The organism is Streptomyces solincola (genome assembly GCF_002982015.1).
GTDB classification, from domain to species: Bacteria; Actinomycetota; Actinomycetes; order Streptomycetales; family Streptomycetaceae; genus Streptomyces; species Streptomyces solincola.
Map to the genome: position 1 here is coordinate 1 of NZ_PVLV01000257.1, position 1,051 is coordinate 1,051.

Below are 1,051 nucleotides of genomic sequence, written 5' to 3' on the forward strand. Positions count from 1 at the left end.
GCCGCGCTGGGGGAGCGGGCCGACATCCGGGCGTACGGCATCATGAGCGATCAAGCCACCCGGTGGCTGATCACCCGCGCCACCGTGGCCGACCTGTCCGGAGACCACCACACCGCCGCCCAGCTCCGCGCTACCGTCGCCCGCATGGGCAAGGAGTGGTACGACAGCAGCGGGCCGGAGACGACGTGGTACGGCCAGGTGGAACCGCCACCCGCGTCCGGCGTCACTGCCCTCCCCGAGCCCGCGTCCGCCACCATGCCAACGGCTCGCCGCTTTCCCCGCCGCTACGCGGTCGCGGCCGCCGCCTTGAGCCTGGCCATCCTCGGCATCTGGCAGTACGCCGACCAGAGCGAGCGCACCGAGGCCCGGCAGGACAAGGCGAAGTCGTACGTGGGCAAGTCAGCCGCCGGCCTCACCATCGACGGCGTCCCCGTACGGCTGACCGCCCGGTGGACCCGCGACCGCGACCATGTGATCATCCAACTGGAATCCAACTTCAATAAGGACGCTCGGCACCTCCTCATTGCCGGCGATGCGCGGACCGTCCGCAGCACAGCGGAGGACGGCAGTTGGCCCCGCCCCCCGAGGTCTCGCTGCCCGTTGCGGACGCGCTGGACGATGTGACGGTGAAGGTCGGAGTCGGCGGCAAGGAATGGACGCCGGGCGATGCGCCCACGCTGCGAACCGTCCGCCTGTCCCCGGACGGCACCGCCCGCGACGCCGACACCGGCACGCGCCTGACCGCGCCTGCCCTGTGACCACCCGCGCACCGCGTCCGGCACCGCTCAACCGGCAGGCACAGTAGGAGACATGCACCAACGTCCGCTCCTGGTCCCGCTCGCGGTGGCGGCCGCGGTGCTCACCGCGTGCACCACCGTGAGCGCGCCGCCGCCCCTGCCCGCCCCGGCGGCGGGGTTCACCGTGCCGCACCAGGTCCCCGAGCCGCTGCCGGCGCTCGCCCGCGAGGAACTGGCCACCATCGAGCCCTCCCCGTCGGCTGCGCCGCGCCGCACCGCCTCCCCGCGCCGCACCGCCTCCCCGCGCCCGGCGG

At 74.1% G+C, this 1,051-nt stretch carries 2 protein-coding genes and 1 pseudogene; all 3 read left to right on the forward strand.

Going from position 1 to position 1,051, the window contains the following annotated elements; translation table 11 throughout:
* Window positions 1–624, forward strand: a 624-nt coding sequence (locus C6N75_RS30735; RefSeq protein ID WP_181160508.1) for a hypothetical protein, incomplete at its 5' end; no start/stop codon positions are given.
* A 2-nt stretch (window positions 625–626) separates the two neighbouring features.
* A complete protein-coding gene (locus tag C6N75_RS31635) occupies window positions 627–758 on the forward strand; it encodes a hypothetical protein (protein WP_258177466.1) in 132 nt (43 codons plus the stop codon).
* Between the two features lie 52 nt (window positions 759–810).
* A pseudogene (locus C6N75_RS17235) lies at window positions 811–1,051 on the forward strand (hypothetical protein); the annotation flags it as partial.